General features: G+C 68.4%; 25 protein-coding genes. 7 read left to right on the top strand and 18 right to left on the bottom strand.

Features of this window, described 5'->3' with window-relative positions:
* Positions 1-92: 92 nt before the first annotated feature.
* From regX to H7K45_RS11695, 6 genes are all read right to left on the bottom strand, one after another.
* Entirely contained in the window at positions 93-779 is a 687-nt protein-coding gene (regX, locus tag H7K45_RS11720) for a two-component sensory transduction protein RegX (RefSeq protein WP_263995975.1), read from the bottom strand.
* A gap of 49 nt (positions 780-828) precedes the next feature.
* On the bottom strand, positions 829-2,013 hold the full coding sequence (locus H7K45_RS11715) for a sensor histidine kinase (RefSeq protein ID WP_263995974.1): 1,185 nt from the start codon (positions 2,011-2,013) through the stop codon (positions 829-831).
* A gap of 138 nt (positions 2,014-2,151) precedes the next feature.
* A complete protein-coding gene (locus H7K45_RS11710; protein ID WP_263995973.1) occupies positions 2,152-2,892 on the bottom strand; it encodes a phosphoglyceromutase in 741 nt (246 codons plus the stop codon).
* Between the two features lie 43 nt (positions 2,893-2,935).
* Positions 2,936-3,478 (bottom strand): type III secretion system chaperone family protein, encoded by a 543-nt coding sequence (locus H7K45_RS11705; RefSeq protein WP_263995972.1) that lies wholly within the window; start codon positions 3,476-3,478, stop codon positions 2,936-2,938.
* Entirely contained in the window at positions 3,475-4,761 is a 1,287-nt protein-coding gene (gene mshA / locus H7K45_RS11700) for a D-inositol-3-phosphate glycosyltransferase (protein ID WP_263995971.1), read from the bottom strand. Before mshA ends, H7K45_RS11705 begins: the two co-directional genes overlap by 4 nt.
* 55 nt (positions 4,762-4,816) lie before the next feature.
* Positions 4,817-6,112 carry an ROK family protein gene (locus tag H7K45_RS11695; RefSeq protein WP_263995969.1) on the bottom strand — a complete coding sequence of 432 codons (1,296 nt, stop codon included), beginning with the start codon at positions 6,110-6,112 and terminating at the stop codon, positions 4,817-4,819.
* A gap of 186 nt (positions 6,113-6,298) precedes the next feature.
* Between H7K45_RS11695 and H7K45_RS11690 the strand changes: the two genes are divergently transcribed.
* The gene (locus H7K45_RS11690; protein ID WP_263995968.1) at positions 6,299-7,051 is read left to right on the top strand and encodes an SDR family NAD(P)-dependent oxidoreductase; all 753 of its coding nucleotides are present in this window, start codon (positions 6,299-6,301) and stop codon (positions 7,049-7,051) included.
* Here H7K45_RS11690 and H7K45_RS11685 read toward each other — a convergent pair.
* Positions 7,035-8,381: a L,D-transpeptidase gene (locus H7K45_RS11685; RefSeq protein ID WP_263995966.1), complete on the bottom strand. Its 1,347-nt coding sequence runs from the start codon at positions 8,379-8,381 to the stop codon at positions 7,035-7,037. The two genes, H7K45_RS11690 and H7K45_RS11685, sit on opposite strands and share 17 nt — an antisense overlap.
* Before the next feature lie 15 nt (positions 8,382-8,396).
* Positions 8,397-9,461, bottom strand: coding sequence for a UDP-N-acetylmuramate dehydrogenase (locus tag H7K45_RS11680; RefSeq protein ID WP_263995965.1), 1,065 nt, complete (start codon positions 9,459-9,461; stop codon positions 8,397-8,399).
* A 26-nt stretch (positions 9,462-9,487) separates the two neighbouring features.
* Between H7K45_RS11680 and H7K45_RS11675 the strand changes: the two genes are divergently transcribed.
* Genes H7K45_RS11675 through H7K45_RS11660 form a run of 4 tightly spaced genes read left to right on the top strand, consistent with a single transcriptional unit; the run spans position 9,488 to position 12,557 of the window.
* On the top strand, positions 9,488-9,994 hold the full coding sequence (locus H7K45_RS11675) for a DUF2505 domain-containing protein (RefSeq protein WP_263995964.1): 507 nt from the start codon (positions 9,488-9,490) through the stop codon (positions 9,992-9,994).
* A gap of 7 nt (positions 9,995-10,001) precedes the next feature.
* Positions 10,002-10,760, top strand: a complete 759-nt coding sequence (locus H7K45_RS11670) for a class I SAM-dependent methyltransferase (protein ID WP_263996968.1) — start codon at positions 10,002-10,004, stop codon at positions 10,758-10,760.
* 25 nt (positions 10,761-10,785) lie between these two features.
* Complete coding sequence (locus H7K45_RS11665) at positions 10,786-11,601, top strand: carbon-nitrogen hydrolase family protein (protein ID WP_263995963.1); 816 nt, start codon at positions 10,786-10,788, stop codon at positions 11,599-11,601.
* Complete coding sequence (locus tag H7K45_RS11660; protein ID WP_263995962.1) at positions 11,598-12,557, top strand: LmeA family phospholipid-binding protein; 960 nt, start codon at positions 11,598-11,600, stop codon at positions 12,555-12,557. The genes H7K45_RS11665 and H7K45_RS11660 overlap by 4 nt, the downstream gene beginning before the upstream one ends.
* A 10-nt stretch (positions 12,558-12,567) precedes the next feature.
* Here H7K45_RS11660 and deoC read toward each other — a convergent pair whose 3' ends face one another.
* From deoC to H7K45_RS11630, 6 genes are all read right to left on the bottom strand, one after another.
* Entirely contained in the window at positions 12,568-13,254 is a 687-nt protein-coding gene (gene deoC / locus H7K45_RS11655) for a deoxyribose-phosphate aldolase (protein WP_263995961.1), read from the bottom strand.
* On the bottom strand, positions 13,254-13,676 hold the full coding sequence (locus H7K45_RS11650; protein WP_263995960.1) for a DUF2599 domain-containing protein: 423 nt from the start codon (positions 13,674-13,676) through the stop codon (positions 13,254-13,256). The genes deoC and H7K45_RS11650 overlap by 1 nt, the downstream gene beginning before the upstream one ends.
* Before the next feature lie 3 nt (positions 13,677-13,679).
* A complete protein-coding gene (locus tag H7K45_RS11645) occupies positions 13,680-13,961 on the bottom strand; it encodes a DUF2516 family protein (RefSeq protein ID WP_263996967.1) in 282 nt (93 codons plus the stop codon).
* Between the two features lie 66 nt (positions 13,962-14,027).
* Positions 14,028-14,636: a heparin-binding hemagglutinin gene (locus tag H7K45_RS11640; protein ID WP_263995959.1), complete on the bottom strand. Its 609-nt coding sequence runs from the start codon at positions 14,634-14,636 to the stop codon at positions 14,028-14,030.
* Between the two features lie 58 nt (positions 14,637-14,694).
* Positions 14,695-15,105, bottom strand: coding sequence for a helix-turn-helix domain-containing protein (locus H7K45_RS11635; protein ID WP_263995958.1), 411 nt, complete (start codon positions 15,103-15,105; stop codon positions 14,695-14,697).
* Between the two features lie 97 nt (positions 15,106-15,202).
* Positions 15,203-16,525 (bottom strand): DUF445 domain-containing protein, encoded by a 1,323-nt coding sequence (locus tag H7K45_RS11630; protein WP_263995957.1) that lies wholly within the window; start codon positions 16,523-16,525, stop codon positions 15,203-15,205.
* Between the two features lie 86 nt (positions 16,526-16,611).
* Between H7K45_RS11630 and H7K45_RS11625 the strand changes: the two genes are divergently transcribed.
* Together H7K45_RS11625 and H7K45_RS11620 are read left to right on the top strand one after the other, a co-directional pair.
* Entirely contained in the window at positions 16,612-17,316 is a 705-nt protein-coding gene (locus tag H7K45_RS11625; protein ID WP_263995956.1) for a TetR/AcrR family transcriptional regulator, read from the top strand.
* 4 nt (positions 17,317-17,320) lie between these two features.
* A complete protein-coding gene (locus tag H7K45_RS11620; RefSeq protein ID WP_263995955.1) occupies positions 17,321-18,181 on the top strand; it encodes a polyphosphate kinase 2 family protein in 861 nt (286 codons plus the stop codon).
* Positions 18,182-18,370: 189 nt separating this feature from the next.
* On the opposite strand, the gene H7K45_RS11615 is transcribed toward H7K45_RS11620, so the two are convergent.
* The 4 genes from H7K45_RS11615 to H7K45_RS11600 form a co-directional block, all read right to left on the bottom strand.
* Positions 18,371-19,084, bottom strand: a complete 714-nt coding sequence (locus tag H7K45_RS11615; protein WP_372512531.1) for a putative endonuclease domain-containing protein — start codon at positions 19,082-19,084, stop codon at positions 18,371-18,373.
* 112 nt (positions 19,085-19,196) lie between these two features.
* Entirely contained in the window at positions 19,197-20,054 is an 858-nt protein-coding gene (locus tag H7K45_RS11610; protein ID WP_263995954.1) for a 3-hydroxybutyryl-CoA dehydrogenase, read from the bottom strand.
* A 93-nt stretch (positions 20,055-20,147) separates the two neighbouring features.
* Entirely contained in the window at positions 20,148-21,434 is a 1,287-nt protein-coding gene (gene aceA, locus H7K45_RS11605) for an isocitrate lyase (RefSeq protein ID WP_263995953.1), read from the bottom strand.
* A gap of 262 nt (positions 21,435-21,696) precedes the next feature.
* Positions 21,697-22,485 carry an acyl-[acyl-carrier-protein] thioesterase gene (locus H7K45_RS11600; protein ID WP_263996966.1) on the bottom strand — a complete coding sequence of 263 codons (789 nt, stop codon included), beginning with the start codon at positions 22,483-22,485 and terminating at the stop codon, positions 21,697-21,699.
* Positions 22,486-22,562: the final 77 nt, after the last annotated feature.

The raw sequence follows: 22,562 nt of genomic DNA, 5'->3' as shown, positions 1-22,562 counted from the left end.
GGTACGATTTGACGTCGAGCCTAACACGATTGGCTAATCTCTGGGCAATTGCTGAAAGTGCACGACCACGCGCAACTGACGCAGCGGTTGGTTTAGCCCTCGAGCTTGTAGCCGAGCCCGCGGACCGTCACCAGGTGAACCGGGTTGGCCGGATCGCCCTCGATCTTGGAGCGCAACCGCTTGACGTGCACGTCGAGGGTCTTGGTGTCGCCCACGTAGTCGGCACCCCACACCCGGTCGATCAACTGGCCACGCGTGAGTACCCGGCCGCTGTTGCGCATCAGGTACTCGAGCAAATCGAATTCCTTGAGCGGCAACGTGATCGAACTGCCGTTGACCGAGACGATGTGCCGCTCGACGTCCATCCGTACCGGACCAGCCTCCAGGACGCCGTCGTCACCCCCGAGGTCGTCGGTGTCGACGCCGCGGCGCAGCACCGCGCGAATGCGGGCGATGAGCTCGCGCGCGGAGTACGGCTTGGTGACGTAGTCGTCCGCGCCGAGTTCCAGCCCGACGACCTTGTCGATCTCGCTGTCCCTGGCGGTGACCATGATCACCGGCACACTCGAACGGGAGCGCAGTTGTTTGCAGACGTCGGTTCCGCTCATGCCGGGGAGCATCAGGTCCAGCAGGACGATGTCGGCCCCCGACCGCTCGAACTCCGCCAGCGCCGACGGGCCGTCGGTGACGACGGTGGCCTCGAAGCCCTCCTTGCGCAGCAGGAACGCCAGCGGATCCGCCAGCGACTCTTCGTCTTCCACGATCAATACGCTGGTCACGGCTTCCTCGTGCCTTCCGTCTTGAAGTCTTCCACGATCAATACACTCGTCACGACTGGTCCTCTCGTACGTCCGACTCGTCGTCGGTTTCGGGATGGGCCGGGATCGACAGGGTGAACGTCGAACCGGTACCGGGCTGACTCCACAGCCGGATGGATCCGTTGTGATTGGCCGCCACGTGCTTGACGATCGCCAATCCCAGTCCCGTGCCGCCGGTGGCCCGGGACCGCGCCGTGTCGACGCGGAAGAATCGTTCGAACACGCGCTCCTGGTCGTCGCGCGCGATGCCGATGCCGCGGTCGGTGACCGCGATCTCGATGTTGTCGCCCCGGCTCCGCCGGCTGATCGACACCGGGGAACCCTTGGGCGAGTACGCAATTGCATTGGCCACCAGGTTGGCGATTGCCGTGACCAGCAGACCCTGGTCACCGCGGACGCTGAACCCGGTCGGGGCGTCGGTGGTGATGGCGATGTCGGCGTTGTCGGCGGCCACCTTGTACCTCGAGAGCGCCTCGTTGACCACCGAGTCGACGTCGACGGCCTCCAGGTTGGGCAGCCGCTCGGCGCCCTGCAACCGCGACAGCTCGATGAGTTCGCCGACCATGTTGGCCAGTCGGTTGGACTCGGTGATCATCATCTCGGCGAAGCGGGCGACGGTCTCGGGATCGTCGGTGGAGGCCTGCAGCGCCTCGGCCAGCACCCCCATGGCGCCGACCGGAGTCTTCAGTTCGTGGCTGACGTTGGCCACGAAGTCGCGACGGGTCGCCTCCATCCGGGCGTACTCGGACTGGTCGTCGACGAACACCACGGCGAATCGCCGGTCGTCCTCGCTGAGCAGCCGGACGTGACCGCCGACGGACAGCCCCGCCCGCCCCGGAATCGGGCGCCGCACCGGCGCGAGGTCGAAGTCGACGTCGTGCCCGGTGGCCAGCGTGCGCTGCGCGGCGGCCCAGGCCCGGTCGTCGAGCAGGCGGTCGCGGACGAGTCCGAGCTCGCGGGCCTTCTCGTTCATGAAGACGACGTCACGGTAGGTGTCGACCACCACGGTGCCCACAGGCGACAGCGAGACGATCCGTTGCAGCATCTGCGAGACGGTCAAACCGTCCTGGTCCTCCGACCGGCGCCGCCGGCGCTCGGCGATCCGAGGGGCCAGGGTGAAGCCGATCCCCACCCCGGCGGCCAACGCGACGACAGACACGACTACCGCCGACAGCAGCGCCGCTACCCCGCTCACGCGAAAATCGTACGCATTGGGTGAACGTCATCCCAGCAGCGTGCGGCCAAATCGGGACATGTCACGAGGACGAATACAGGAGTTCGGGCCCCGTTCACCCGAGTTCACCCATTGTTCGCCCCGCCGGCCTCCGGACGACTACTTGGCGCCCTGGGCGGCGACGGCGGCCGCACCCGCCGCTGCGGCGTCCGGGTCGAGATAACGGCCGCCCGCAACGGTCGGCTTCAATGCGTCGTCGAGTTCGTACACCAGCGGGATGCCCGTCGGGATGTTCAGACCCACCACGTCCTCGTCGGACATCCCGTCGAGGTATTTGACCAGCGCGCGCAGCGAGTTGCCGTGCGCGGCGACCAGCACCGTCTTGCCCGCCGTCAGGTCAGGGGCGATCGTCTCGGTGAAGTACGGGACGAAGCGGGCCACCACGTCGGCCAGGCACTCCGTCAGCGGGCCGCCACCAATGTCGGCGTAGCGCGGATCGGAGTCCTGGCTGAACGTGCTGCCACGTTCGATGGGTGGGGGCGGGGTGTCGTAGCTGCGGCGCCACGCCATGAACTGCTCTTCGCCGTACTTGGCCTTGGTCTCGGCCTTGTCGAGACCCTGCAGCGCACCGTAGTGCCGTTCGTTGAGCCGCCAGTCCCGCACGACCGGGATCCAGTGGCGGTCGGCCGCGTCGAGCGCCAGATTGGCCGTGGTGATCGCGCGCCGCAGCAGCGAGGTGTAGAGCACGTCGGGCAGCACGCCCTCGGATTTCATCAACTGGCCGCCGCGCACCGCCTCGGCCCGGCCCTTGTCGGTCAGGTCGACGTCGACCCAGCCGGTGAAGAGATTCAGCGCGTTCCATTCGCTCTCGCCGTGACGCAGAAGCACCAGTGTCGCCATGGCGACGATGCTATCCCGACGAGATACCGGGCGCGGCGTTCGCTTAGTCGTCGTCCTGGTCGTCGATGAGGTGCTCGAACGCCTTGAGGTTCTTCAGCGACTCACCACGCTTGACCCGCCACTCCCACTCCTTCTGGATCGAGGAGTGAAAGCCCAACTCCAGCAACATGTTGAAGTCGGCCTCGACTGCCTGGACCACCTGGCCGAGGATGCCGTCGATCACCGCGGGGGTGACCGACTCCAGCGCGATCTTGCCGACCAGGTAGATGTCGCCGAGATTGTCCAGGGTGTAGGCGACGCCGAACAGCCTGCGATTGCGCCGCAGCAGGTACCGGTAGACCTTCTCGAAGTCCTCGTCGGGCTTGCGGCAGATGAACGCTTCGACGCGCACCGTGTGGTCGCCGACGGTGAGGATGGTGTTGGTGACCAGGCGCCGCTCGCCGGGGACCGCGACCACGACCCCGGACGGGTTGCCGTCGGCGCCCTCGTGAAAGGCGTAGTCGAGTTCAGCTTCCCTGAGAGTGGCCTCGATGACCTGCAGAGCCGGGTTCTCGGCGAGCCGCGCGGGCACCTGCTCGGCGCTCACGAGGCACGAATCCCGCGCCGGATGGAGAACCGTCGTGCGGTGCGCCGCGACGGCACGTCGGGCCGTTGACGGCGGGAGTGGTAGTCGCTGATCGCCCGCCCGTAGCTGGCTTGAAGGGCGTCGACGGTGTGGGCCCACGAGAAGGTCGCGGCGTGGTCGACGGCGGCAGCGCGCATCGTCTCGGGCCCGCGATCGAACAAGCCGCCCATGGCCGCCGCCCAGTCGTCGGGGTCGTGGCCGTGGACGAGGACGCCGGTCACTCCGTCGCGGACGGCGACGGGCAACCCGCCGACCGCGGCCGCCACCACCGGCGTCCCGCACGCTTGGGCTTCCACGGCGACGAGGCCAAAGGACTCGGCGTAGCTGGGCACCGCCATCATGTCGGCGGCCCGGTAGAGGTCGACGAGCTGTTCGCGGCTTTGCGGGGGGAGGAAGGTCACCCGGGAGGAGATACCCAGGTCTTCGGCCAGTCGAACCAGGGAGTCGGGATTGGCCAGGCCACTGCCCGACGGGCCGCCCGCGATCACCACGCGTACCGGCTCGTCTAGCTTGGCGGCAGCGCGCAGCAACACGTCCGGCGCCTTCAGGGGCTGGATGCGTCCGACGAACGCGATCACCCTCTCGTCGACTTCCAGGCCCAGTGCGCGCCGCGCCTGCGCCCGGTCGCCGGGGGTGAACGTCGCAAGGTCGACTCCGGGGTGCACGACGTCGATGCGGTCCGGGTCGGCATGATGCAGCGACACGAGCTCGCGCGCTTCGTATTCGGTGTTGACGATCAACCGGTCCGCCTCGTCGACGACCTGCTGTTCACCGACGGACCGCAGGGGCGGCTCGGGCTGATCGCCGACGGCGAGCGAGGCGTTCTTGACCGCGGCGAGCGTGTGCGCGGTGTGTACCAGCGGCACCGCCCAGCGGTCGCGGGCGAGCCAGCCGACCTGACCCGACAGCCAGTAGTGCGAGTGCACGACGTCGTAATAGCCAGGCTCGTGGGTGGCTTCCGCGCGCAGCACGCCGGCGGTGAACGCGCACAGCTGAGTGGGCAGGTCGTGTTTGTCGAGGCCCTCGAACGGGCCGGCCACCACGTTGCGTACCAGCACTCCCGGGGCGACGCGTACGACCGGCGCGTCCGACGACGACGTCGCCCTGGTGAAGATTTCGACGTCGACGCCGCGGCGTGCCAACTCCAGCGCACTCTGCAGGACGTAGACGTTCATGCCGCCCGCGTCACCTGTCCCGGGCTGGGCCAGCGGGGAGGTATGGACCGACAAGACGGCTACGCGCACAACCCATACTTACACCGGGCTGCCCCGGCTCCCACCTTGCCCTGCTCGGACGTGATCACGCCGTCTTGTCGCGAGCCGCGCGTCGCATCGCGGCGATCGGGTCGGCGTAGAGGCCGCCGAGTGACACCACGCCGGCACCCGCCTCCTGGATGCGGTTGCCGAACGACGTCAGACGCAGGTCGCGCGGGGCGAGCACCGACCGCCTGGCGTAGGCGGCCTCGACCTCGGCCATGCCCTCCGGGTACTCGGTGAACGCCTGCCCGCCGACCACCAGGTCGTCGGGGTTGAGCATGTCCCGCAGCAGCGCCACCGACTCGCCGAGCACCCTGGCGCGTTCGTCGAGCAGTTCGACGGCCGTGTGGTTGCCTTGGCGCGCGGCACGCAGCACCGCCCCAATGGTCGACGACGGGCCTTCGGCGGGCACGATGCGGAGCTTGCGGGCTGCGGTCAACACCGCTTCGTCACTGACGGTCGACTCCAATTGGCCGCTGCCGCCGAGCATTTCGGATTGCACGGGCAGCGCGGCGATGGTGCCGGGGCCGCTGGTCGGCGAGTGCACCCGGCCACCGATGGACAGGGCGTAGCCGACGGTCTCGCGGGCGTAGACGTACAGGCTGGTGGCCGGAGCCGCGGTGGTCGGGGCGGCGACGTTCGCAGCCCGCCGACCGCCGCCCAGCAGCAGTTCGGCGCCCGCCATGGCGTCCACGTGGGACGCCAGCGACACCGGCAGGCCGAGGGTCTCGGCCAGCACCGGGCCCACCGGTGCGTCCGTCCACCCGAGTCGCGCATGGTCTACGTGCCCGGTGGCGCTGTCGACGACCCCGCCTGCGGTGACGCCGACCCAGAGGGGCCGACGTCGGTGCCAGCGGCTCAGATAGCGGCTGGCGCTACCCGCCAGTGCGGCCAGTGCGGAGTTCTGCCCACCCCGCGGCGTCGGCGTCTCCACGACGTCGAGCGTGCGGCCGAACAGGTCGGTGGCCACGATGATCGAGGTGCGGGCGCCGACGTGGATGCCCAGGGTGAGGAACGGTTCGTGGTTGACCTCGACCGGGACCCGCGGCCGGCCGATGGCACCGGAGACCGCGAGATCGGCCCGCTCACGAAGCACACCGGCGTCGAGCAGGGCGGTGACCTGACGATTCACCGTGGCGATGCTCAGGCCGGTGGTCTGGGCGATGACGTCGCGGGCGATGGGGCCCCGCAGTCGCGCCGCCCCGAACACCGAGGCCGCGGCCGCCTCGGCGACGCGAAGCGACGGCGCGACGATGTGGTGTCTGGCGAGCAGCGCGCGCTTGGTGCGGGGCGTCGCGATGACGGCGGGGGTCTTGCGGAGGGCGGTGGGAGTGCTCATTGGTGATCCTCGGGGAAGTCGGCCGGTGGGGTTGTGCCTCACCTGGCGACTCAGCGGGACCGATGGGTCCGGGGTTCAGTCAGGCGCGGCGGCGATGGCGACGACAACAACACGCACGCGACGCGGCGGCGAAACCCTGACTAGCGGACACGTGGTGAATTTAGCACGCTCGTTACAGTAGGACGAATGACGTCATCAGAATCCGACCGGCCCGTCGCGGTCGTCACCGGAGCCAGCTCCGGCATCGGCGAGGCAACGGCGAGAACCCTTGCCGCACTTGGCTTTCACGTGGTCTGCGTGGCCCGCCGAAAGGACCGTGTCGAGGCCCTCGCCGCCGAGATCGACGGCACCCCGACTGTGGCGGACGTCACTGACGGGTCGGCCGTCGAGGAGCTGGCGGCGTCGTTGGACCGCGTCGACGTGCTGGTCAACAACGCCGGCGGGGCCAAGGGCGTGCAGTCGGTCGTCGACGCCGACCTCGACGACTGGCGCTGGATGTGGGAGACCAACGTGCTGGGCACCCTGCGCATGACCAGGGCATTGCTGCCGAAGCTGATCGCCTCCGGCGACGGGCTGGTGGTCACGGTGACCTCGATCGCCGCCTTCGAGATCTACGACGGCGGTGCGGGTTACACCTCGGCCAAGCACGCCCAGGCCGCGCTGCACCAGACACTCCGTGGCGAACTGTTGGGAAAGCCGGTGCGGCTCACCGAGATTGCGCCGGGAATGGTGGAGACGGAGTTCTCCGTCGTGCGGTTCAAGGGTGACAAGGCCAGAGCCGACGCACTGTACGAAGGCCTGACGCCACTGACCGCCACCGACGTGGCCGAGGTGATCGGGTTCGTCGCGTCACGGCCGTCGCACGTCAACCTCGACCAGATCGTCATCCGGCCCAGGGATCAAGCCAACGCGACGCGGAAGTTCACCCGCCCGGAGTGACCGTGGGCGCCGACGAGGACGACGGCGTGGTCGTCACCGTCGGGGAGACCGTGACGGCCGAGGGCGGCGTCGTCGTCGGGGTGCCCGACAGCGTCGGGGCATCGGTGGGGGTGGCCGGCGCGTTGCTGGGCACGGAGTTGAGCGGCGAGGCGTCGGTCAACGCCGACATCGACTTCCACTCGTCCCAGCTGACGGCCCAGTCCCAGATGTCGCCGTCGGCGTAGGACAGCTCGATCGACGTGCCGGTGACTTCCACCGGGTCCCCGTAGATGGCGGTGTTGAAGTACTGCTCGGCATCCGAGGTGGACAGGTTGATGCAGCCGTTGGTGACGTTGGTGTTGCCCTGGGCGCCTGCGCTGGACGGGTTGGCGTGGATGAACTCGCCGTTGTTGGAGATCCGGACCGCCCACCGCTCGTGGGCGTTGGTGTAACCCGCCGCCGGGTTGGACATGTAGAAGTCCTCGTACTTCTCGGTGACGACGTGAATGCCGCTGCGGGTGACGTTGCGCGGCAGGTCGGCCTCGCCGTAGCTGCAGGGCAGCGTCATGATCGTGCCTGCGTCGGTGACCACCTCGATCTGGTGCGACGTCGCCTCGGCCTTGACGACCTGCCGCCGACCAATCTCGATGTCCAGGGTGGAGTCGGCGGCGCCAAACGCGCCCTCGCCGAACGGCACGCCGTACAGGTTGGCCGCGACGTGGACCTTCGTGCCGGCCGGGTAGTAGTCCTTGGTGCGCCAGTGCAGGCGGGAACCGCCGACCTCGTCGGGCAGCCAGGCCCAACTGCCCTCGACGGCCGGGGTGGTCGTGACGACCAGCGCACGTTCGACGGTGGGTTTGGCGTCGTCGCCGATCGCGGCGTCGAACTGCATGATGATGGGCGCCGCGACGCCGACCACCTGGCCGTCGGCGAGCTGAAATTGGCCGTTGACCTTGGTCTGCGGGTCGACGGTGGTGAACTTGCCCGCGAGGGGGATGGCCTTGCCGTCGCGGCCGACGGCCGACCCGCCCCACGTATAGGTGGCTCCGTAGCCAAGCGGCTCGGTCACCCTGAACGAGGTGCGGTCGGAGTTGAGGGCGCCGGCGACGACGGTGCCCTCGGCATTGGTCAGCGTGACGCGCTGCAGCCAGCCGTTCTCGACGGTGACACCCACCGAGTCGGTGGGCACGACGTCGGCGGCGTCCTTGGCCGGCTTGAAGGCCACGGTGGCCTTGGCGGGTGCCTCGGTGGTGCCCGGCGAACCGGTGGTGGTCCTGCCGCTACAGGCGGCGAGCACGCCGGAGGCGCCCACGGCGAGGGCGGTCAGCGCTTGGCGCCGATTGAGGGTCACGTGTACACACGGTACCTAGAGTTCGCATCCAACCAGAATCGGTTCTGGCACCAGACGCACCCCAAATGCTCGCTCGACCCCGTCCCGCACGTCTCTGGCCAGCGACAACAGCTCCTTGGTCGTCGCCGAACCACGATTGGTCACAGCCAGTGCGTGCTTGGTCGACAGCCGGGCCGGCGCGCCGTCGCCGGGATATCCGCGCTCGAATCCCGCGCGTTCCACCAGCCATCCCGCGGCCAGCTTGACCCCGTCGGGGGCCGGGTAGTTCGGCACCGGACCGTCGACCGACGCGCGCAGCCGCTCGAACCCGGCCTGCGAGACCACGGGGTTGGTGAAGAACGAGCCCACGCTCCACGTGTCGGCGTCCCCGTCGTCGAGGACCATGCCCTTGCCTGCGCGCAGCGTCAGCACCGCCTCGCGCACCCGGGTCGGCACCGCCCGTGCGCCCGGCTCGACGTCGAGCACCCGCAGCAGCTCGCCGTACCGCAGCGGCGCGCTGCGATCCGCGGCGTCGAGGGTGAACTCGACCTCGAGCACCACCACCTCCGAGCGATTCTTCAGCACGCTGGTGCGGTAACCGAAGCCCAGCTCCCCCGGTTCGGCCCAGCGCACCTGCCCGGTGCGCCGGTCCAGCAACCGGACCCGGCTGATGACGTCGGCCACCTCGACGCCGTAGGCGCCGACGTTCTGCACGGGGGTCGCGCCCACCGACCCGGGGATGCCGGAGAGGCACTCGAGGCCGCCGAGCCCGTAGGCCAGCGACGTCACCACGACGTCGTCCCAGGACGCACCCGCCTCGGCGCGCACCACGTCACCCTCGACGGTGATCTCGGTGTTGGCCAGACGCACCACGGTGACGTCGGTGAGATCGTCGGCGACGACGACATTCGATCCGCCACCCAGGATCAGCGTGCGCTCAGCCGGGTCGTCGGGCGGCAGTTCGCGCAGGACGGCGACGACCGCGTCGGAGGTGCTGCAGGTGAGCACCGTGCTGGCAACGGGCCCCAGCCGGAGCGTGGTCATGGCCGCGACGGAGACGGACTCCTCCACCGCGACGCCACCGATATCCGAACTGACCACGGGCGTCAACGGTAGCGTGGTCGGCTATGCCGCGTTCCTTCGACATGGCGGCCGACTATGACGGCACCGTCGCGCAGATCCACGAGGCCTTCGCCGACGAGAACTATTGGCTCGCGCGCCTCGCCGAGTCGGGTGCCGACGAGGCGACGCTGGATTCGATCGCCGCCGACGCCGACGGCGGGCTCGACGTCGTGACCACCCAGATCATGCGAGCCGACCGACTGCCCGCCGTGGTCGGGCAGTTCCACCATGGCGACCTGAAGATCGTGCGCGAGGAGGCCTGGACTCCGGTGCGCGACGGCAGGGCCACCGCGACGGTCAAGGGAACGATTCCCGGCGCTCCTGCGACGCTGTCCGGGACCGCGGAGCTGTTCGGCACCGACACCGGGTCGCGGCTGGCGTTCCATGCGACCGTCGAGGTGCGCATTCCGCTCGTCGGCGGCAAGGTCGAGAACTTCGTGGGCGCCCAGTTGGTCGGACTGCTCACCGCGGAGCAGAACTTCACCACGGCCTGGATCAAGGCCCACGCCTGACGTGCCCATCGGGCAGCCAACCAGGGGGACGACCGGGTACAACCGGCTGCGCCGCAGCGACCGCTGGCTGGTCCACTCGCCGCGTGTGCGGGCGGCGCTGCTCTCGGCCGCCGCGCCCGTCGTGGTGGACCTGGGGTACGGCGCGTTGCCGGTGACGACCCTGGAGCTGGCGGCGCGACTGCGCACGGTGCGGCCCGACGTGCGCGTGGTCGGTCTGGAGATCCACCCCGACCGCGTGGTCCCCTCGCAGCAGGGCGTCGACTTCGGTTTGGGCGGTTTCGAATTGGCGGGGTTGAGCCCAATCTTGGTGCGCGCGTTCAACGTTCTGCGCCAGTATCACGTCGACGACGTGGCCGAGGCGTGGACGCAGATGCGCACGCGACTCGCGCCGGGCGGGTTGATCGTCGACGGTACGTGTGACGAACTCGGAAGGCGTTGCTGCTGGGTGCTTCTCGACGACGCCGGCCCGGTGAGCCTGGTGCTGGCGTGCGACCCGTTCGCGATCGACCGGCCGTCGGATCTCGCCGAGCGACTGCCCAAGGTGCTGATCCATCACAACGTGCCCGGGCAGCCGATCCACGACCTGCTGGCCGCGGCCGACCGCGCCTGGGCAGCGGCTGCGGGGCACGGCGTGTTCGGCCCGCGGGTGCGGTGGCGGGCGATGCTGGAGTCATTGGCCGCCGATGGGTACCCGGTCGAGCCGCCGCGGCGGCGGTTGCGCGACGGCGTTCTGTCGGTGCCCTGGTCGGCGGTCGCCCCGCTCTAGGGCCGGTCCGCACTAGGCTGTCGCCATGAGGATTGCCCTTGCGCAGATCCAGAGCGGCACCGATCCCTCGGCCAACCTCGGCGTGGTCGGGGACTTCTCCCGGCGCGCAGTCGACGCCGGCGCCGACATGGTGCTGTTCCCCGAGGCCACGATGTGCCGGTTCGGGGTGTCGCTCACACGCGTCGCCGAGCCGCTCGACGGCCCGTGGGCGTCGGGCGTCCGGGCGCTGGCCGCGGACCTCGACGTCGTCGTCGTGGCGGGGATGTTCTGCCCCGCCGACGACGGGCGGGTCACCAACACGCTGCTGGCGACCGGTCGCGGCGTCGACGAGCACTATCACAAGATCCATCTCTACGACGCCTTCGGTTTCACCGAATCACGCACCGTCGCACCAGGTTTCGATCCGGTGATCATCGCGGTCGACGGCGTGGCCGTCGGCCTCACCACGTGTTACGACGTCCGCTTCCCCGAGCAGTACGTCGAGCTCGCCCAGCGGGGCGCGCAGGTGATCACGGTGCACGCCTCGTGGGGGTCTGGCTCCGGCAAGCTCGACCAGTGGACGCTGCTGGCCAGAGCGCGGGCGGCCGACGCGACCAGCATCGTGGCAGCCGTCGGACAGGCCCATCCGGGCGACGAGATCGCCGCGCTCGGACCGACCGGTGTCGGCGGCAGCATGGTGTGCTCCCCCACCGGTGACGTGCTGGTCTCCGCCGGTGCCGAGCCCGACCTGCTGGTGCTCGACGTCGACCTCGAATCCGTCGAGAAGGCCCGCGACACCGTGGCCGTGCTGCGCAACCGCACCGAGTTCGCTCAATCCAGTAGGGCACAATCGCTGAGGTGACCGACCCATCCGATCCCTGGGCCCGCCAAGGCCAGCCGCCGCCGCCGCAGTACCAGCGCCCGACGGGGCCTGCCGGACCGCAGTACCCGGGGCCCCAGCACTCGGAGCAGCAGTACGCCGGGCCGCCACCACAGGGACCGCCCCCTGGCCAGTACCCGACCTCGGAGTCCTCCCCGGCCACCGGGCCTGGCGACGACGAACCGCCCCGCGGCAAGCTCGGGCGGCTGGTCCGCGATCCGCTCTCGATCGTGCTGGTCTTCGTGATCGTGCTCGCGCTGGCCGCTGCCGGATTGGTCGGCGGGGAGATCTACGCCCGCCAACGCGGCGCCGCCCTGGTCGAAGCCACCATGAAGTGCGTCTTGCAGGACGACGTCTCGGTGTCCTTCGGCGCCTTCCCGCCGTTTCTGTACCAGTGGGCCACCGACGACTACTCACACGTCTCGGTGACCTCGGCCGGCAACCAGATCCGGGACATGAAGGGCATGAAGGTCCAGATCGACATCGACGGCGCCCGCCCGTCCAGTGATCCCAACTCCCAAGGCAGTCTCTCGGCGCTCGACGTCACGGCCACCTGGTCGTCCGACGGCATCAAGCAGACCGTGCAGAACGCCATCCCGCTGCTCGGCGGCCTCGTCAGCGGCGTCACCACCAACGCCGCCGACGGCACCGTGAACATCGAGGGCCCCATCGGCAGCATCGTCACCAAGCCGCAGGTCGCCAACGATGAACTGACGCTGCAGGTTCAGCAGCTCACCGGGCTGGGCTTCACACTGCCGCGCGAGGCGGTTCAGCCGGCGCTCGACGCGGTCAGCTCCCAGCTGACCAAGAACTCACCGCTGGCACTGAAGGTCGACGGCGTCCAGGTCACTGACACCGGCGTGGTCACCAAGCTGTCGGCCCGCAACGCGACCATCCCCGGCGGCAACGACGGGCAGCCCTGCATCACCGGGTTCTAGGTCCCCGGGTCTAGGAGCTGGTCGAACCCAGACCGTCGAGCACCGCGCGGGTGCCGGACAGGCCCAACCGGGTCGCGCCGGCCTCGAGCATCGCCACTGCGGCCTCGGCGGTGCGGATGCCACCGCTGGCCTTGACCTCCACGGTGGGTCCGACGGTGGCGACCATGATGTCCACGGCCCGCACCGACGCCCCGCCCGCGGGGTGAAATCCGGTCGAGGTCTTGACGAACTCGACGTCGGCCTCGGCGGCTGCCAGGCAGACGTCGACCAGCGTCTGCTCGCCAGCCAGCTCGAGCAGCGCCGCGGACTCCACGATCACCTTGAGCACCGAGCCGGGCACCGCGGCGCGAACCGCGGCGATGTCGGAGCGAACGGCGTCGAGGTTGCCGGCGATCGCGGCGCCGACGTCGATCACCATGTCGACTTCGGCGGCGCCGGCCGCCACGGCGAGGGCGGCCTCGTGGGCCTTGACGTCGGAGACGTGCTTGCCGGACGGAAATCCGACGACGGTCGCGACGAGGGTGCCCGCGGTGCGGGCGCCGGCAGCGGCGGCCACCAGCGACGGTGACACGCAGACGGCGTAGACGTCGAGGGCCTCGGCCTCGGCGACGAGGGCGGCCACGTCGGCCTCGGTCGCCTCCGGCTTGAGCAGGGTGTGGTCGACCATGCTGGCGACGAGGTCGCGGGTCCAGATCATCAGAACGGCTCCTCGGTGCCACCGGGATTGCACCGGGTGTCGACCATGGTCGCGTCGTCGACCACGGGACGCCATGGTTCGAGGTTCCAGCTGGTCTTACCGGGCTCGACGATCTCGGCGAAGCTCCAGTGGCACATGAATTGATCGTGCATGCCGGGCAGGTCGGCGTCGGGCGCCATCGCGAGCACCTCGCCCCACGCCTCCTCGCCCTGGACGGCGTTGTTCAACTGGCCTGCCGCCTGGCGACCGGCCGCAGTGGGATAGACGCGCAGACTGGACAGGTCACCCCAGTCGGCCCACTGGGCGTGGTCGACGAAGGGCGGGCTGGCCACCGGTGCGGCGGCCGCACTCGGCGCCAGCAGCGTTGGCGTGACGGCGCACGCCACCATCACCGCCGCGAGGGCGGTCCGCAAGGAGGTCATCGGCTAACGGGACTTTCCCTGGACTTCGAGGATCTTCGGACGCACGTCCACCAGGTAGACACCGACCGCGCACGCGGCGATGGCCGAGCCGACCGGCGGCGGCAGGAACAGACCCACCAGGGTGGTGCCGCCGAGGATGGCCAACCAGATTGGCTTGCTGAGCTTCTCGGCGGCGGGATAGGCGTCGGTGCGCTGCAGCGCCGCGTGGACGAAGGCGTACAGCCCCGCCAGGAGTACGCCCACCTGAATGGCGAAGAGGACGTAACTCGCGAAGTCCTGAAGCATCACGCTTCAAGCCTAAGCGGGTTACGTCCCCTCAGTCGACTTGCCAGGTTCGGCAGGCCCAGATCGTTACTTCTGGGTCACCTTCTTGGCGGGAGCCTTCTTCGCCGGCGCCTTCTTGGCGGGGGCCTTCTTAGCCGGCGCCTTGGCCGCGGCCTTCTTCACCGGCGCGGCGGTCTCTTCGGCCTTCTTGGGCAGCTCGACGCCGACCAGCTTGGCGGCACGCTCACCGACGGCGCGGGTCTGGCTGGCGACGGTGCCAAGGGCGTCCTGCGTCAGCTCGACGGCCTGGTCGGTGACGCTTTCGACGCGGTGGGCGGCATCCTCGATCGCCGGCTGGCTGCGCAGGCGGGTGAGCGCCTCCTCGCCACGCTCGACGAGCTTGTTGTACTGGGCGGTGGCGGCCTCGGCGTAGCCTTCGGCGGCCTTGCGGAGCTCCTCGGAGCTGAGCTTCTCGCGCAGCTCGCCGACCTGGCTGGGGATGTCCTCCTGCAGCTTGGTCAGCTGGGCGCGACGCTCTTCGACACGGGCGGTGGCGTCGGTGCGGGCCTCTTCGGCACGCTCGCGCAGGCTGGCCACGATCTCGTTGACGGTCGCGAGTGCGAGGTCCGCGGCGCCGACGGCGGCGAGCAGCGGGGCCTTGAGGTCCTCGACGGTGGGCTGGTTCTTCTCGGCCATGATGTTGGATCCCTTCGACATTGGTGTTCGGTGTGGCTGGTCAGCAGTTGATCGGAGGTCAGTCGGTAGCTGGCTCCCCATCTACGTGTCGCCCCTCGTCGAGCGCTTCGTTCTGCTCACGGAACGAGGTGTAGATGTCGAGCAGCACCTGCTTTTGCCGCTCGGTGATCGCGGTGTCCGTGACGATCGCGTCGCGAACCTCGCTCGGCTCGCTGGGCTCGAGAAGTCCTGCCCTGACGTAGAGCACGTCCGCGGAGACCCGGAGCGCCTTGGCGATCTGGTTGAGCACCTCCGCGGATGGCTTCCGCAATCCCCGCTCGATCTGGCTGAGGTAGGGATTGCTGACGCCGGCCTTCTCGGCCAACTGCCGCACCGAAACCTGCGCCAATTCGCGCTGGCTACGGATGAAGCCTCCGATGTCCTGCGCGGCGGTGGACACGACCGCGGCAAGATTTTCGTCCTGCGGCATGTCCGTCCCCCTTCGCGTTGGGCCAGGGATTGCTTCGAACACAACGGTAGGACGGGGTGCTAGCTATTGCAAGCACTTGTTAGCGCTTGGCGGTGGATCAGAACAGAATCTGGGCCACCGAGTAGATGATCAACCCCGCGAGCGAACCCACCACGGTGCCGTTGATCCGGATGAACTGCAGGTCACGACCCACATGGAGCTCGATCCGCTTGCTCGCCTCGTCGGCATCCCATCGCTCGATGGTCTCGGTGATGATCGCTGTGATCTCCGTCCCATACTGGGCGACGAGGTGCTGAGCGGCCCTGACGATCCACTTGTCGACCTTGTCGCGCAGCTGCGGATCGTCCCTCAGCGATTCGCCGATGTGCACCACCGAGTCGGCGATGCGGGTGCGCAGCGTCGACGTCGGGTCGTCGACGGACTCCATGAAGATGCGCTTGGCGGTACCCCACGCCGTCTCCGCGGCCTTGGCCACCTCGTCGCGGGCCATGATCTGGTCCTTGACCTTCTCGGCGCGGGCGATGGTCGCCTCGTCGTTCTGCAGGTCGTCAGCGAACTCGAACAGGAACTTCGTCGCCGACTTGCGCAGCTCGTGGTCGGGGTTGCGGCGCACCTTGTCGGTGAAGTCCATCAACTCGCGGTGGATGCGGTCACCGACCAGACCGTCGACCCACCTCGGCGTCCACGTCGGCGAATCGCGTTCGATGACGCGCTCGATGATCTCGTCGGCGTTCAACGACCACTCGAAGGCACGGTCGGCCAGCAGCTGCAGCAGCGCCTCCTGCCGATGCTCGGCCAGCATGCTCGAGAGCACCCGGCCGACCGGCGGACCCCACTGCGGCTGTCCGATCCGCTTGACGATCATCTTGTCGAGCACCTGCTGGACGTCCTCGTCGCGCAGCATCTCGACGAGCACCCGCAATGCGGTCGACGCCTCCGCGGCCACCCGCTCGGCGTTGCGTGAGTCGGCCAGCCACTTGCCGGTGCGCTCGGCGACGTTGGCGTCGTTCACCTTGGTCGCGATCACCTCCGGCGACATGAAGTTCTCCCGCACGAAGTCGCCGAGGCCCTCGCCGAGCTGATCCTTCTTGCGCTTGATGATCGCGGTGTGCGGGATCGGGATGCCCAACGGGTGCTTGAACAGGGCGGTGACGGCAAACCAGTCGGCCAGCGCGCCCACCATCCCGGCCTCGGCCGCAGCCCGTACATAGCCGACCCAGCCGGCGGCCCCCTGGGACTGCGCCCAGGTGGACACCAGGAAGATCGCCGTCGCGCCGAGCAGGAAGCTCAGGGCGACGGCCTTCATCCTGCGCAGCCCGCGGCGACGTTCGGCATCGGCACTCGTGTCGGCACCGGCGATCGATTCTGCAAAGCTCGGCCGCTGGCCGGACGTGGTCACCACACCACCATCATCCTGCATGTCCCCGCGGGCTCGTCCCCGTCCCGGGCAACGAGCGAATTCGGCCGTATCATCTATGCGGAACGAGGGAACGGATTACGGCGGAAGTGGCACAGCAGACCCCGGCCGGGCCGGCTAAGACCGACGGTCGCAAGCGGCGCTGGCATCAACACAAGGTCGACCGACGCAACGAGCTGGTCGACGGCACGCTCGACGCCATCCGCATCCGTGGCAGCAACGTCAGCATGGACGAGATCGCCGCGGAGATCGGTGTCTCCAAGACGGTGCTGTACCGCTACTTCGTCGACAAGAACGACCTCACCACCGCGGTGATGATGCGATTCGCCCAGACCACGCTGATTCCCAACATGGCCGCGGCGCTGACCGCGAACCTCGACGGCTACGACCTGACGCGAGAGATCATCCGCGTCTACGTTGCCACCGTCGCCGCCGAGCCCGAGATCTACCCGTTCGTGATGGCCAACAGTTCGGCCAGCAAGAGCAAGGCCGTCGCCGACTCCGAACAGATCATCGCGCGCATGCTCGGCGTCATGCTGCGGCGGCGCATGGCCGAGGCGGGCATGGACACCCGCGGCGCGCAGCCGTGGGCGTTCATGATCGTCGGCGGCGTGCAGTTGGCCACGCACTCCTGGATGTCACATCCCCGGATGACGGCCGACGAACTCATCGACTACCTCACGATGCTGTCGTGGAACGCGCTGCGCGGCATCGTCGAAGCCAACGGATCGCTGGAGAAGTTCAACTCGGCACCCCATCCGTCCCCGTCATTGCCACCGCGCCTGCTTGACTGAGGTCGTGACTGACGACCTGCCCGAGCTGTGGACCCACGAACCGCACGTCCATCTGGCGTTCAAACCGGGCGACTCCGTCGCCGCCATCGACACCGATTCCACGCCCGGCTTCTCGGGCAGCAAGGCCGACGCACCCGATCTGCTGCTCGAGCGTGCCGAGCGGTTCGCCGAGTTGCAGGAGATGCTCTACGCCAACAGCCTGGCCGGTGACAACCGCAAGGTGTTGCTGGTGCTGCAGGGCATGGACACCGCCGGTAAGGGCGGCATCGTCAAACACGTTGTCGGGGCAGGCAATCCACAAGGCATTCAGTACGCCAACTTCGGCAAGCCGACCGATGAGGAGCTGGCGCACGACTTCCTGTGGCGCATCGAGCGCAAGCTGCCCACGCCCGGGCACATCGGCGTATTCGACCGCTCGCACTACGAGGACGTGCTGATCGTCCGCGTGCACGACCTGGTGGCCCCCGAGGTGTGGAGCACCCGCTACGACACGATCAACGACTTCGAGAAGCGCCTCGCCCTCGACGGCACGAGCATCGTCAAGGTGGCCATGTTCGTCTCGCTCGACGAGCAGAAGAAGCGGCTCACCAAACGTCTCGAACGGCCCGACAAGTACTGGAAGTACAACCCCGCCGACGTCGACGAACGCATGCTCTGGCCGCGCTACCAGGAGGCGTATCAGGCCATGCTCGAACGCACCTCGACCGACGTCGCCCCGTGGCACGTCATCCCGTCCGACCACAAGTGGTATGCCCGCCTCGCCGTCACCGAGCTGCTCATCGAGGCGCTGGAAGGGCTCGACTTGTCTTGGCCGCCAGCCGACTTCGACATCGAGGCGGAGAAGAAGCGGCTGAAGTCGGCTTGATCTCGCCGAGACTACGGTTGTTGCGCGTTCATCCCGGGATTTGAATCAACAACCGTAGCCTCGCGATGCCAACGCCGCTCGCACCCGTGCGACGACCGCCGGCCGCTGCGCACGCAATTGGCGAGAGCTCACCCGCACGATGGTCCACCCGCGCGCGGCCAGGAACTCGAGACGCTCGATGTCGTCGGCTTACTGGCCGGCGTCGGTGAAATGGTGCGCGCCGTCGTATTCGACGCCGACCAACCACTGCGGCCACCCCAGGTCGACGCGTCGCACGACCCGGCCGCGCTGATCGAGGACCGGGACCTGGGTCTGCGGCCGCGGCAATCCCGACCGCACCAGCACCAGTCGCAGGGTTGTCTCCTGCGGCGACTCGGCTCCCGAGTCGACCAGCGCGAGAGCCCGCCGCAGGGTTCGAATGCCGCGCGCGCCTGGGTACCGCTCGGCGACGGCATCCACTGCGGACACCGGCACGCGGGTCCTGTTGAGCAGCGCATCGATGCGCATCACCGCCCGGTCCAAGGAAGTCCGGCGACCGATGTCGTAGGCCGTCCGGGCCACGCCCGTGCACGCCAGATCGCCGATGCGCTGGACATCGCGGTCGTCGATCACACCGCTGCGCACCACGATTCCCGGCGGAGAGGGGTACCTGACTCTGGCGACTTCGGCCGGCTCCTCGGCGGATATCCACTTGGTGCCCAGCAGGGCGGCCGCGGATTGCCCCACCAAGACTGCCTCCCGCCCCGACCACAGCCACGCCGCCATCGCTCGGTCGCGGGCCGTCAGTTCCACGCCGCGCCGCGCGTAGACGTTGCGGTGCACCTTGACGTATCGACGGCGAAGGTCGTTTCGCGTCACGCGTCCGGCCGCGATGGCTTCGGTCGCCAAGAGGAGGTCGTCCACACCTTGTTAGGCGCACGATCGCGTCGTTTGGTTCCATTCCGATGCGCCGAGACGACGGTTGTTGCGCGTTCTTCCGGGATTTAGGTCAACAACCGTAGTGTCGGCGCCGAGATCAGTAGGTGTAGAAGCCCTGGCCGCTCTTCTTGCCGAGCTGGCCGGCCTCGACCATCCGCTGCAGCAGCGGCGGCGGTCCGTAGAGCGGCTCCTTGAACTCGGTGAACATCGAGTCCGCGATGAGCTTGAGCGTGTCGAGCCCGACGAGGTCGCTCAGCTTCAGCGGGCCCATCGGATGCGACAACCCGGCGACGACCGCGGTGTCGATGTCCTCGACGGTGGCCACGCCGGCCTCGGCCATCCGGATCGCCGCCAGCAGGTAGGGCACCAGCAGCGCGTTGACGACGAAGCCGGAGCGGTCGGTGCACCGCACGACCTTCTTGCGCAGCGTCTCACCCGCGAACTGGGCGACGCGCTCCAGTGCCGCGTCGGCGGTCACCAGCGTCGGCACCAGCTCCACCAGCGGGAGCACCGGCACCGGGTTGAAGAAGTGCAGCCCCAGCACGCGACTCGGATTCTTCGTCGCCGCGGCGATCTTCATGATCGGGATGCTGGAGGTGTTCGACGCCAACACCGCGTCGGGATCGGTGATCGCCTCGTCGAGCTGCGCGAACACCGTGGCCTTGACGGCCGCGTCCTCGACGATGGCCTCGACCACCAGTTGGCGGTCGGCCAGGTCGGCGACGTCGGTGGCGACGCTGAGGCGTCCCAGCGCCTCGTCACGCTCCGCTTCGGTGAGTTTGCCGCGGCTGACCCCGCGTTCGAGGGACTTCACGATGCGGTCGCGGCCGGCCTCCACCAAGGCCTCGGTGGGCTCGTAGATGCGCACGTCGACGCCAGCACGCAGGGACACCTCCGCGATGCCTGCGCCCATCTGGCCCGCGCCGACGACGCCTACTCGTTCGATATTGGTCACGCCAGGAATCCTTCCCTATTGGCGAACAGACGCAAAAGTGCCCGACACGCCGAGGTGCCGGGCACTTTTGTGTCTGCTCGCGCAGCCGAACTGCTAGTGGAACTGGCCCTCTTCGGTCGAACCCGCGAGAGCGGTGGTCGACGAGGTCGGGTCCACGGTGGTGGCGATCCGGTCGAAGTAGCCGGCGCCAACCTCACGCTGGTGCTTCGTGGCGGTGTAACCGCGCTCCTCGGCGGCGAACTCGCGCTCCTGCAGCTCGACGTAGGCGCTCATCTGGTTGCGGGCGTAGCCGTGGGCCAGATCGAACATCGAGTAGTTCAGGGCGTGGAAGCCGGCGAGGGTGATGAACTGGAACTTGAATCCCATTGCGCCCAGCTCGTTCTGGAACTTCGCGATGGTTGCGTCGTCCAAGTGCTGCTTCCAGTTGAACGACGGGCTGCAGTTGTAGGCCAGCATCTGGTCGGGGAACTCGCTCTTGACGCCTTCGGCGAACTTCCTGGCCAGCTCCAGGTCCGGGGTGCCGGTCTCCATCCAGATGAGGTCGGAGTAGGGCGCGTAGGCCTTGGCGCGGGCGATGCAGGGCTCGAGGCCGTTCTTCACGTGGTAGAAGCCCTCGGAGGTGCGCTCACCGGTGACGAACGGCTTGTCGCGGTCGTCGACGTCGGAGGTGATGAGCGTGGCGGCCTCGGCGTCGGTGCGCGCGATCACCAGGGTGGGGACGTCGGCGACGTCGGCCGCGAGACGGGCCGAGGTCAGCGTGCGGATGTGCTGCTGGGTCGGGATGAGGACCTTGCCACCGAGGTGGCCGCACTTCTTCTCCGAGGCGAGCTGGTCTTCCCAGTGCGATCCGGCGACGCCGGCGGCGATCATGGCCTTCTGCAGCTCGTAGACGTTCAGCGCACCACCGAAGCCGGCCTCGCCGTCGGCGACGATCGGGGCGAGCCAGTTCTCGACGGAGCGGTCACCCTCGACCTTGGCGATCTGGTCGGCGCGAAGCAGGGCGTTGTTGATGCGACGGACGACCTGCGGCACCGAGTTGGCCGGGTACAGGCTCTGGTCGGGGTAGGTGTGACCGGACAGGTTCGCGTCACCGGCGACCTGCCAACCCGACAGGTAGATGGCCTTGAGGCCGGCGCGCACCTGCTGCACGGCCTGGTTGCCGGTCAGGGCGCCCAGCGAGTTGACGTAGTCCATGTCGTGGAGCTGCTCCCACAGCACCTCGGCACCGCGGCGGGCCAGCGTGCTCTCCTCGACGACGTGTCCCTGCAGCGCGACGACGTCCTCCGGGGTGTAGTTGCGGGTGATGCCCTTCCAGCGAGGGTTGTTGTCCCAGTCGTGCTGGATCTGTTCGGGCGACTTCGGCGTGCCAACGGTGGACATCGGGGCTCCTTCGATTACGAGTGCCGGCGACGTTGCCTTCGTTCCGTTGTTAACGCCACCGCGCAATTAGCTTCTCTGCTGTTACGACCATGACACAGCACATAGCCGCAGGTCCACCGGTTTCAGTTGCCAATTTTCGCCAACCCTTGCTTGCATGTTGCGAAGGTTGCGAAGTAACTGCCCAACTGAACCGGTTCAGAAGTTACCGCGGGGTAACACAATTGCGCAGGTCAGTACGCTCGTACTGTTTAACCCGATCGATTCAGAGCGCGAACAGACTGGCGACGGCCTTGACCTCATCGCCGACCACATATGTGAGCGTCGTAACAGTGCGATTCGCGACGTCCGGCCCGAACGCGTCGGTCGAGCCGGCGGGGTAGTCGTGGCGGAGGATCTCGAGATCGTCGCCCAGCGCCACCGGCAGGTCGTGCTCGACGGTCACCCGCAGCGGTGCGGCCACCAGATCCGGCTTCTCGGCGAGGTAGTCCTCGACGACGCTCCAGTACACCGAGTTGTTCATGTGGTCGAAGATGTCGATGTCGCTGACGCGCACGGGGTACGGCCGGACGTCGACGGCGTCCTCACGTGCACCTGCGGTCAGATAGGCCTTCCATCGCAGGCGGTTGACCGGGGTCGTCTTCTGCAGCCCCGCGACGAAGTCGTCGGAGATGCGCGCCGGACCCTGGGTCTCGCGGTTGATGTTGATCCAGAACGCCTCGGATTCGATGAGGCCGCCCCGCCTGCCTTCGATCCGCACCCGCATGTCGCACCACCGGTTGGAGGTGCCAGAACACCACCGTCGCAACCGCAGCATGTCCTTGAAGACGATCGGCTCGACCATGTCGATCATGGTGCGTCGCACGATCCACAACGGATGCGTCTCCTCGAAACCCATCTCGCGCAGTTGATCTGACCCGACGTCCTGAATGTGCCGAGTGGCGGCATCGAACTTCAACCGTCCCGTGCGGTCGACGTCGGCCACCCGCAGCGGCCACTCGACGTCGAACACGTCCGGATGTGGATCGGGCACGGGCATCAACGACTTCGCCATGCCCGCGACGGGTCGACCTGCGGTGCTCACGAAACCAGATATTGCCACGAGAGCTCGCTGTGCCAATCCTGCGAAGG

This window comes from Mycobacterium yunnanensis (assembly GCF_025823185.1).
In the GTDB taxonomy this organism is placed as follows: Bacteria; Actinomycetota; Actinomycetes; order Mycobacteriales; family Mycobacteriaceae; genus Mycobacterium; species Mycobacterium yunnanensis.
The sequence above is the reverse complement of the archived record's forward strand: the minus strand, read 5'-3'. Positions and strand labels throughout refer to the sequence as shown.

Coding starts and splice junctions, on each gene's coding strand:
- H7K45_RS11710 (WP_263995973.1), bottom strand. CDS start 2,892: ATGGCGACACTGGTGCTTCTGCGTCACGGCGAGAGCGAATGGAACGCG.
- H7K45_RS11695 (WP_263995969.1), bottom strand. CDS start 6,112: ATGAGCACTCCCACCGCCCTCCGCAAGACCCCCGCCGTCATCGCGACG.
- H7K45_RS11690 (WP_263995968.1), top strand. CDS start 6,299: ATGACGTCATCAGAATCCGACCGGCCCGTCGCGGTCGTCACCGGAGCC.
- H7K45_RS11675 (WP_263995964.1), top strand. CDS start 9,488: ATGCCGCGTTCCTTCGACATGGCGGCCGACTATGACGGCACCGTCGCG.
- H7K45_RS11665 (WP_263995963.1), top strand. CDS start 10,786: ATGAGGATTGCCCTTGCGCAGATCCAGAGCGGCACCGATCCCTCGGCC.
- deoC (WP_263995961.1), bottom strand. CDS start 13,254: ATGATCTGGACCCGCGACCTCGTCGCCAGCATGGTCGACCACACCCTG.
- H7K45_RS11650 (WP_263995960.1), bottom strand. CDS start 13,676: ATGACCTCCTTGCGGACCGCCCTCGCGGCGGTGATGGTGGCGTGCGCC.
- H7K45_RS11645 (WP_263996967.1), bottom strand. CDS start 13,961: ATGCTTCAGGACTTCGCGAGTTACGTCCTCTTCGCCATTCAGGTGGGC.
- H7K45_RS11640 (WP_263995959.1), bottom strand. CDS start 14,636: ATGGCCGAGAAGAACCAGCCCACCGTCGAGGACCTCAAGGCCCCGCTG.
- H7K45_RS11635 (WP_263995958.1), bottom strand. CDS start 15,105: ATGCCGCAGGACGAAAATCTTGCCGCGGTCGTGTCCACCGCCGCGCAG.
- H7K45_RS11630 (WP_263995957.1), bottom strand. CDS start 16,525: ATGCAGGATGATGGTGGTGTGGTGACCACGTCCGGCCAGCGGCCGAGC.
- aceA (WP_263995953.1), bottom strand. CDS start 21,434: ATGTCCACCGTTGGCACGCCGAAGTCGCCCGAACAGATCCAGCACGAC.
- H7K45_RS11600 (WP_263996966.1), bottom strand. CDS start 22,485: ATGGCGAAGTCGTTGATGCCCGTGCCCGATCCACATCCGGACGTGTTC.